Origin of the sequence: Cellulosimicrobium cellulans, from assembly GCF_006539945.1 — a bacterium.
GTDB lineage: Bacteria > Actinomycetota > Actinomycetes > Actinomycetales > Cellulomonadaceae > Cellulosimicrobium > Cellulosimicrobium cellulans.
Genome location: NZ_BJNZ01000035.1, coordinates 37,506 through 45,391, shown reverse-complemented (window position 1 = coordinate 45,391; position 7,886 = coordinate 37,506). Strand labels below are relative to the sequence as shown.

At 74.7% G+C, this 7,886-nt stretch carries 8 protein-coding genes; 7 read left to right on the top strand and 1 reads right to left on the bottom strand.

Going from position 1 to position 7,886, the window contains the following annotated elements:
• The first annotated feature begins 35 nt into the window (after positions 1-35).
• The 7 genes from pflA (at position 36) to CCE02nite_RS18730 (ending at position 5,421) form a co-directional block, all read left to right on the top strand.
• Positions 36-1,028 (top strand): pyruvate formate-lyase-activating protein, encoded by a 993-nt coding sequence (gene pflA, locus CCE02nite_RS18760; RefSeq protein ID WP_141391116.1) that lies wholly within the window; start codon positions 36-38, stop codon positions 1,026-1,028.
• 62 nt (positions 1,029-1,090) lie between these two features.
• Positions 1,091-1,471, top strand: a complete 381-nt coding sequence (locus CCE02nite_RS21120) for a GrpB family protein (RefSeq protein ID WP_141391115.1) — start codon at positions 1,091-1,093, stop codon at positions 1,469-1,471.
• Positions 1,468-1,707 (top strand): GrpB family protein, encoded by a 240-nt coding sequence (locus CCE02nite_RS20690; protein WP_371861941.1) that lies wholly within the window; start codon positions 1,468-1,470, stop codon positions 1,705-1,707. The genes CCE02nite_RS21120 and CCE02nite_RS20690 overlap by 4 nt, the downstream gene beginning before the upstream one ends.
• Positions 1,708-1,771: 64 nt before the next feature.
• Positions 1,772-1,975 (top strand): ribbon-helix-helix protein, CopG family, encoded by a 204-nt coding sequence (locus CCE02nite_RS18745; protein WP_141391113.1) that lies wholly within the window; start codon positions 1,772-1,774, stop codon positions 1,973-1,975.
• A gap of 1 nt (position 1,976) precedes the next feature.
• Positions 1,977-2,366: a type II toxin-antitoxin system death-on-curing family toxin gene (locus CCE02nite_RS18740; protein ID WP_141391112.1), complete on the top strand. Its 390-nt coding sequence runs from the start codon at positions 1,977-1,979 to the stop codon at positions 2,364-2,366.
• Positions 2,363-4,606: a DEAD/DEAH box helicase gene (locus tag CCE02nite_RS18735; protein WP_141391111.1), complete on the top strand. Its 2,244-nt coding sequence runs from the start codon at positions 2,363-2,365 to the stop codon at positions 4,604-4,606. Before CCE02nite_RS18740 ends, CCE02nite_RS18735 begins: the two co-directional genes overlap by 4 nt.
• Before the next feature lie 59 nt (positions 4,607-4,665).
• Complete coding sequence (locus tag CCE02nite_RS18730; RefSeq protein ID WP_141391110.1) at positions 4,666-5,421, top strand: PIG-L deacetylase family protein; 756 nt, start codon at positions 4,666-4,668, stop codon at positions 5,419-5,421.
• Positions 5,422-5,722: 301 nt separating this feature from the next.
• Here the strand turns inward: CCE02nite_RS18730 and CCE02nite_RS18725 are convergent, their stop codons facing one another.
• Positions 5,723-7,885, bottom strand: a complete 2,163-nt coding sequence (locus CCE02nite_RS18725) for a 3-hydroxyacyl-CoA dehydrogenase NAD-binding domain-containing protein (protein WP_141391109.1) — start codon at positions 7,883-7,885, stop codon at positions 5,723-5,725.
• Position 7,886: the final 1 nt, after the last annotated feature.

The following is a 7,886-nucleotide window of genomic DNA, read 5'->3' as shown; positions in this document are numbered from 1 at the left end:
CACGGCGCGCTCTGACGAGCGCTGAGGAGCCACCCATGACCGTCACCCTTCCCGGCCCCGCCGTCCGCCCGCAGCGCGGGTGCGGCGTCGCCGGGGGCACCCTGCCCGACGACGCCACGCGCCTCGACGTCCCGGGCGCCCCGACCGCCGGGTCCGAGCCCACGGCGTCGGGCACGCCCGTGGGCCACGCCCGCCGGGCGGGCGCGGGCCTGGACGGGCTGACGGTCGCGGACGTGGACCGGGCCGACAAGCTCGCGGCGATGCGCGCGGGCGAGCTCGGCTCGGTCCACTCCTGGGAGCTCGTCACCGCCGTGGACGGGCCGGGGACCCGGCTCACGGTGTTCCTCAACGGGTGCCCGCTGCGGTGCCTGTACTGCCACAACCCCGACACGTTCGCCATGAAGGACGGCCGGCCCGTCACGGCGGACGAGCTCCTGGGGCGGGTCAAGCGCTACCTGCCCGTGTTCCGGGCCACGCACGGGGGGCTCACGCTCTCCGGCGGCGAGGTGCTCATGCAGCCCGCGTTCGCCGCCCGCGTGCTGCGCGGCGCCAAGGCGATGGACGTGCACACCGCGCTCGACACGTCGGGCTTCCTCGGGGCGAACGCGACCGACGCGATGCTCGACGACACGGACCTCGTGCTGCTCGACGTGAAGTCCGGCGACCCGGAGACCTACAAGAGGGTCACGAGCCGCGACCTCGAGCCGACGCTGCGGTTCGGGCGCCGGATCGCCGAGCGCGGCCTCACCGGCCACGCGCCCGAGGTGTGGGTGCGCTTCGTCCTCGTCCCGGGCCTCACCGACGACGTGGACAACGTCGAGAAGGTCGCGGAGTACGCGGCCTCGCTCAACGCGATCCGCCCCGGCACGGTGACGCGCGTCGAGGTGCTGCCCTTCCACCAGATGGGCCGCGACAAGTGGGACGCGCTCGGGCGCACGTACGAGCTCGACGACACGCCCGCGCCGTCGGCCGAGCTCACCGAGCGCGTGCGCGACCAGTTCCGCGCCCACGGCCTGACGACGTACTGACCCGACCTCCCGTCTCGGCGGGCCTGCGGTCCCGAGGCGGGGCCGGGTCGTAGGGTGCGCGGGTGCCTGCAGCGACCGTCGACACCCACGACCCCCGTTGGACCGACACCGGGAGGCGGTGGACCGAGCGCGTCGCCGACGCGCTCGCCGACCTCGCGAGCCGTGACGGCACGGCCTCGGTCGTCGAGCACATCGGGTCGACGGCCGTGCCCGGGCTGGCCGCGAAGCCGATCGTCGACCTCCAGGTGCGCGTCGCGGCGCTGCCCTCCGAGGCGGTGCTGGAGGCGGTACTCGGGCCGCTCGGATTCTCGATCGAGCGCGGGGCGCGCCCCGACTCGCCCGGCGTGTACCGGGACGTCCCGCGCCCGGGCGCCGACCGGCGCCGGAGCTCTACGCCAAGCGCCTGCTCACCCGCCCCGGTGGCGAGGGCGAGCCGCCCGTGATCCTGCACGTCCGGCGCCTCGACCCGCCGTTCGCCGCGTACGTCGTCGCGTTCCGCGACTGGCTGCGCGCCGTCCCCGCCGAGGCCGCGGCGTACGAGGCGACGAAGCGCAGCCTCGCCGCGCGCCACGCGGACGCCGACGACTACGACGACTACACGCGCGACAAGACGGCGTTCCTGGACGCGGCACAGGCCCGGATGGAGCGCTGGACGGCGGAGGTCGGTACGTCGTCGTGAGGGTGCCGGAGCGTACCCGCGGCCGGGAGCGATACTGTGGTGATACCACGTCGGGAGGTGCGGGATGAGCGGCAGCCAGATGGTCGTGCGGTTCACCGAGGACGAGAAGCGGGTCCTCGAGGCGGCCGCAGAGCGCGAGGGGCGCTCGCAGAACGAGATCGTCCGTGAGGCCGTACGGCGGTACGGCGCGGAGCGCGACGCACTCCGTGATCGACTCATCGCCGACGCGATCCGCGAGTACGGTCCCGTGCTCGACAAGCTCGCCTGAGGTGGTCGCGTCGCGAGACGTCGAGTATCTCGAGGTCGGGGACCTGCTCGCAGCGGCGCGCGCGCTGCTCCGGGCGGAGCCGGTCGTCCGGGACTGGGGTGCGCTCGACTCGGCCGTGCATCGTCCTCGCGCCTCGATGTTCGGTGAGGAGGCATATCCGTCGCTCGACCTGAAGGCGGCCGCGCTGATGCTCTCCGTCGTCCAGAACCACGCGCTCGTCGACGGCAACAAGCGGCTCGGTCTCGTCGCCGTCGTCGTGTTCTACGGCATGAACGGTGTCGAGCTGCATGCTCCGCACGACGACGTGTACGAGCTGACGATGTCGATCGCCGACGGCTCGACGCACGACGTGACGTACGTCGCGGAGAGCCTCGCCCGCTGGCACCCGTGACCGCGCCGAGCACGGTGCCGCCCGACGCCGCCACCGCTCGGGCGGTCGTCGCGGACGCGGACGCCCTCGCCGCGCAGCTCGCGGCGCTCTCCGCCGCGCCGGCGACGGCCCGCGAGCAGGTGCGCGCCGCGTTCGGCGACAGCCGCGAGGAGAAGGTCCTGGCGCGACTCGACACCGTCGACGTCGCGTCGCTGCGCGACGTCACGCGCGAGCGGCTGCGGCTCGGGGCGCTCGCGGACGCGGACGTGCGGACGGTCGGCGAGGTCGCGCGGCTCGGGCGCGGGGGCCTGGAGAAGCTGCCCGAGATCGGCCCGCAGACGGCGACGCACCTGCTCGCTGCTGCCGAGCAGGTGGCGCGGGCCGTGCGCGAGAGCCTGCGCTTCCGGATCGACCTCACGCCGACGGACCCGGTCGCGACCGCGCTCGTCCAGGCGCTGCACACGCTCGACCAGGCCGACGCCGCCGTCGCGCGGTACGGCGACCAGGTGCGGGCCGCGCTCGCCGATCACGAGCGCGTGCGCGCCGACGCGCTGGTCGCCGGGAGCGGGCCGCGCCGCCTCCTCGCGTGGGGCGAGCGGCGGCGTCGGGCGTTCGCGGCGGTCGCGACGCTCGTGGGCCTCGCGGAGCGGGCCCGGGCGACGGGGCTCGTCGAGGAGGCGCGGCGCGTCGTCGGGCTGCTCACTGCGCCCGCGCGCCCGTACGACGTCTGGGAGGACTTCCGCCGCCGGTCCGCGGCCTACTACGCGCTGCTCGACGGCGTCGCCCCCACGGGCCGCGACGTCGCCGCCGCGGCCGGCCACCTGCCCGCCGAGCTGGTCGACCGCGTGCAGACGCAGGCGCTCGACGAGTCGCTGCTGACGGTCTCGTTGCGCGGGTACCAGGCGTTCGGAGCCCGCTTCGCGCTCGCCCAGCGGCGCGTCGTCCTGGGCGACGAGATGGGCCTGGGCAAGACGGTGCAGGCCGTCGCGGTCGTCGCGCACCTGGTCGCCCGCGGCGCGACCCACGCGCTCGTCGTGTGCCCGGCGAGCGTGCTGGAGAACTGGGTGCGCGAGCTGCGCGCGCACGCGGACCTCCCGGTGCACGCCGTCCACGGCGAGGACCGGGAAGAGGCGGCCGCGGCGTGGCGCGCGGCGGGCGGCGTCGCCGTCGTGACCTTCGCCGGCCTGCGGCGCGCGGGGACGGAGACGTTCACGGCCGCCCGGCCGGTGGCGCTCGTCGTGGACGAGGCGCACTACGTGAAGAACCCGCTCGCGAAGCGGTCGGTCGCCGTCGCGGCCCTCGCCCAGGCGACCGAGCACGTGCTGCTGCTCACCGGCACGCCCATGGAGAACCGGGTCGAGGAGTTCCGCACCCTGCTCGGCTACCTCCAGCCCGAGCTCGCGGCGCGCCTCGACGCCGCGCACGGCGCCGCCGGTCCCGACGCGTTCCGGCACGCCGTCGCGCCCGCCTACCTGCGGCGCAACGCCGAGGACGTGCTCGAGGAGCTGCCCGAGCTCGTGCAGGTCGACGAGTGGGAGCGGCTGGGTGCGGTGGACGGCGCCGCGTACCGCGAGGCGGTCGCGGCGGGGTCGTTCATGGCGATGCGGCGGGCGGCGTTCGCCGTCGAGCACCCCGAGGACTCGGCGAAGCTGCGCCGGCTCGGGGAGATCGCGCGCGAGGCGGCCGAGAACGGGCGCAAGGTCGTGGTGTTCTCGTACTTCCGGGACGTCGTGGACGTGGCCGTGCGCGCGCTCGGCGACCTCGCGCTCCCGCCACTCACCGGCTCCGTGCCCGCCCGCACGCGCCAGACGATCGTCGACGACTTCACCGCGGCCGCGTCACCCCGCGTGCTCGTGAGCCAGATCGACGTCGGGGGAGTGGGTCTCAACCTCCAGGCCGCCTCCGTGGTGATCCTGTGCGAACCCCAGACCAAGCCCACGACCGAGGCGCAGGCCGTCGCGCGCGCCCACCGCATGGGTCAGGTCGAGACCGTCCAGGTGCACCGCCTGCTCACCGTCGACAGCGTCGACGAGCACCTCGTACGCCTCCTCGGGACGAAGGCCCGGCTGTTCGACGCGTACGCACGCCGCAGCGCGCTCGCCGAGGAGGTCGCGGGCGCGGTCGACGTCTCCGAGGCGTCGCTCGCGCGCGCGGTGGTCGACGCCGAGCGCGCCCGGCTGTTCGTCGACCCCGCCGTGACGTCGGTCGAGGACGCGGACGTCGTCGGCGCCGTCGTGGAGGACGAGCCGGTCGAGCGCTGACGCGGTGCCGTGCACCCGGTCGGCGCGCCCGCCGGTGCGCCACGGCATAGCGTGGCGTCATGACCGCGACCGACGCCCTTCCTCCGCTCACCCCGCTGCCCGAGGACTGGTCCACGGCGCTCGCCGTCGTCGCCCATCCTGACGACATGGAGTTCGGCGCCGCCGCGGCGGTCGCGCGGTGGACGGGCCAGGGCAAGCGGGTCGTGTACTGCATGGTGACGAGCGGCGAGGCCGGTATCGACGGCATGGACCCGGACGAGGCGCGGCGCGTGCGCGAGGCGGAGCAGATCGAGTCCGGGCGGGTCGTCGGCGTCGAGGAGGTCGAGTTCCTCGGGCTGCCTGACGGCGTGCTCGAGTACGGACTGCCGCTGCGGCGCGCGATCGCGGGCGCGATCCGGCGCCACCGGCCCGACGTCGTGATCACCGGGAACTACCGCGAGACGTTCCCGGGCGGGATGCTCAACCAGGCGGACCACATCGCGACGGGACGAGCCGTCGTCGACGCCGTGCGCGACGCGGGGAACCGGTGGGTCTTCCGCGAGCAGGTCGAGACGGACGGTGTCGAGCCCTGGGGTGGCGTACGCCAGGTCTGGGTCGCGGGCTCGCCCGACGCCGCGCACGGCGTGGACGTGAGCGCGACCTTCGACGCGGGCGTGGCGTCCCTGCGCGCGCACGCCGCCTACCTCGACGGCCTCGGCTGGGCGGACTTCGACCCCGCCGCGTTCCTCGCGTCCATGAGCGCGCCCACGGGCGAGCGCATGGGTGTCACGCACGCGGTCGCGTTCGAGGTCCTGCGCATGGGCTGGGAGGACTGACTCCGGCGGGTCCGGCTGGTCCTCGATCTGGATGGCCCTGAGCTGGGGCGTGAACCCGAACAGCGCGCCGTCGCGCGAGCCGACCCCCCCCCGTCCCGCACATCGCGGTCGCGGACTGCTCCGTGCCCTCGGCCGTCATCGTGAGGATCCGCTCGTCATCCGTCGTGCGGACCACCTCACGCACGTCGGTCGCGGAGTCGGGAACCCCGTGGCGACGGATCGGGCCGCGAGCGGAACCTCCGCGCGGTCGTCGTACGACCACGGGAGGGCGCTCGCGGCCCGGTGTCCGTCCGCGGTGGGGTCAGGCGCGCGACGCCGCCGGGACGTTCGCGACGCCGTCGGGCAGGAACCGGCGGCCCAGGACCTTCTCGCTGTACCCCGTGCGGTCGAGGTACGGCGTGATGCCGCCGAGGTGGAAGCCCCACCCGGCGCCGAGGATCATGCACAGGTCGATCTGCGACGGGCTCGCGACCACGCCCTCGTCGAGCATGAGCCCGATCTCCTGCGTGAGCGCGGTGAGCACGGAGTCGAGGACGCCGGCCTCGTCGAGCGCTCCCGGGCCGCCCGCCTCACCCGAGCCGAACACGGCCTGGATCGCGGGGTCGACCGGCTTGGGCAGGCCCTTCGGCGCGTCGAGCACGACGGGGATCTGCTCGTCGACGATGCGCTGGAGCCCGGGGGACTCGGGGAACCGCTCGCCCAGGTCCTCGCGCAGCGACGTGAGGACGTGCAGGCCGACGGCGGGACCCACGAGGTCGAACAGCGCGAACGGCGGCATCGGCAGGCCGAGCGGTGCGACCGCGCGGTCCGCGACCTCGACCGACGTGCCGTTCTCGACCGCCTCGACGATCTTGCCCATGAGCAGGATGAGCAGGCGGTTGACGACGAACCCGGGGCGGTCGGCGACGAGCACGGCCGTCTTGCGGAGCTTCTTCGTCATGGCGAACGCCGTCGCGAGCGCGGCGTCGTCGGTCTTCGCCGCCTGGATGATCTCGACGAGCGGCATCTGGGCGACCGGGTTGAAGAAGTGCATCCCGACGACGCGCTCGGGGTGCTGCAGGTCGGCCGCCATCTCGGTGATCGAGAGCGCGGACGTGTTGGTCAGCAGCACGGCCTCGGGCGAGAGCACGCCCTCGAGCTCGGCGAAGACCTTCTTCTTGAGCCCGAGGATCTCCGTGACCGCCTCGATGACGACGTCGCAGCCCGCGAAGTCGCCGAGCTCGGTCGTGCCGTGGACCGAGCCGACGATGCGCGCACCCGTGTCGGCGGACATGCGGCCCGAGCCGACGAGCTTCTCGACCGTCGCGCGCACGTAGCCGAGGCCCTTGTCGACGCGCTCCTGGTCGAGGTCGCGCATGACGACCGGTACCTGGAGGCGCTGCGCGAACAGCAGCGCGATCTGCGCGGCCATGAGCCCGGCGCCGACGATCCCCACGCGGGTGACCGGGCGCGCGAGCTTCGCGTCGGGCGCGCCCTGGGGCCGCTTGCCCTTCGAGACGAGCTGGAACGCATAGACGCTCGCGCGCATCTCGTCGCTCATGATGAGGTCCGCGAGGGCTTCGTCCTCGGCCGCGAACGCCTCCTCGCGCGACGCGGTGCGCGCGGCCGCGACGAGGTCGAGCGCGCGGTACGGCGCGGGACGCGAGCTCGCCACCACGGCGTCGAGGCGCTGACGCGTCCCGGCGACGACGGCGTCCCACACGGGCTGCGGGTCGAGCTCGCGCCGCTCGACGACGATCTCGCCGCGCAGCACGGCCTCGGCCCAGCGCAGCGAGGACTCGAGGAAGTCGGGCGCCTCGAAGAGCGCGTCGACGAGCCCGATCTCGTACGCCTCCTTCGCCTTGAACGGCTTGTTCGCTGCCGGCCGGGCAAGGATGACGTCCATCGCCTTCTCGACGCCGAGCAGGCGCGGCACGAGGTAGGCGCCGCCCCAGCCGGGGACCAGGCCCAGGCCCACCTCGGGCAGCGCGAGCGCGCCGGCGTCGGACGCGACGGTGCGGTACGTGCAGTTCAGCGCGACCTCGAGGCCGCCGCCCAGCGCGACGCCGTTGACGAACGCGAACGTCGGCACGCCCATGTCCTGGAGCAGCGTGTACGCGGCGTGCCCGGCCCGCCCGAGGGCGAGCGCGTCGTCGCGCACCTGCACGGCCGCGGCCTGCGTGAGGTCCGCGCCCGCGGCGAGGAAGTACGGCTTGCCCGTGATCGCGACGGCGACGATCTCGCCGTCCGCCGCCCGGCGCCGCAGCGTCTCGAGGGTCGTGTGCAGCTCGGCGAGGCCCTCGGGGCCGAGCGTCGTCGGCTTGGTGTGGTCGAGCCCGTTGTCGAGCGTGACAAGGGCGAGCGTGCCCGTCCCGCCGGGGAGCGCGACGTCGCGCACGAGCGAGTGCGTGACGCGCTCACCGCGCGCGGCGTCCTTCGTCGCGTCCGGGGAGGTGGTGGGCGTGGTGTCGGTCGGTGCGCTCATC

Coding starts and splice junctions, on each gene's coding strand:
- CCE02nite_RS18725 (WP_141391109.1), bottom strand. CDS start 7,885: ATGAGCGCACCGACCGACACCACGCCCACCACCTCCCCGGACGCGACG.
- CCE02nite_RS18745 (WP_141391113.1), top strand. CDS start 1,772: ATGAGCGGCAGCCAGATGGTCGTGCGGTTCACCGAGGACGAGAAGCGG.
- pflA (WP_141391116.1), top strand. CDS start 36: ATGACCGTCACCCTTCCCGGCCCCGCCGTCCGCCCGCAGCGCGGGTGC.
- CCE02nite_RS18730 (WP_141391110.1), top strand. CDS start 4,666: ATGACCGCGACCGACGCCCTTCCTCCGCTCACCCCGCTGCCCGAGGAC.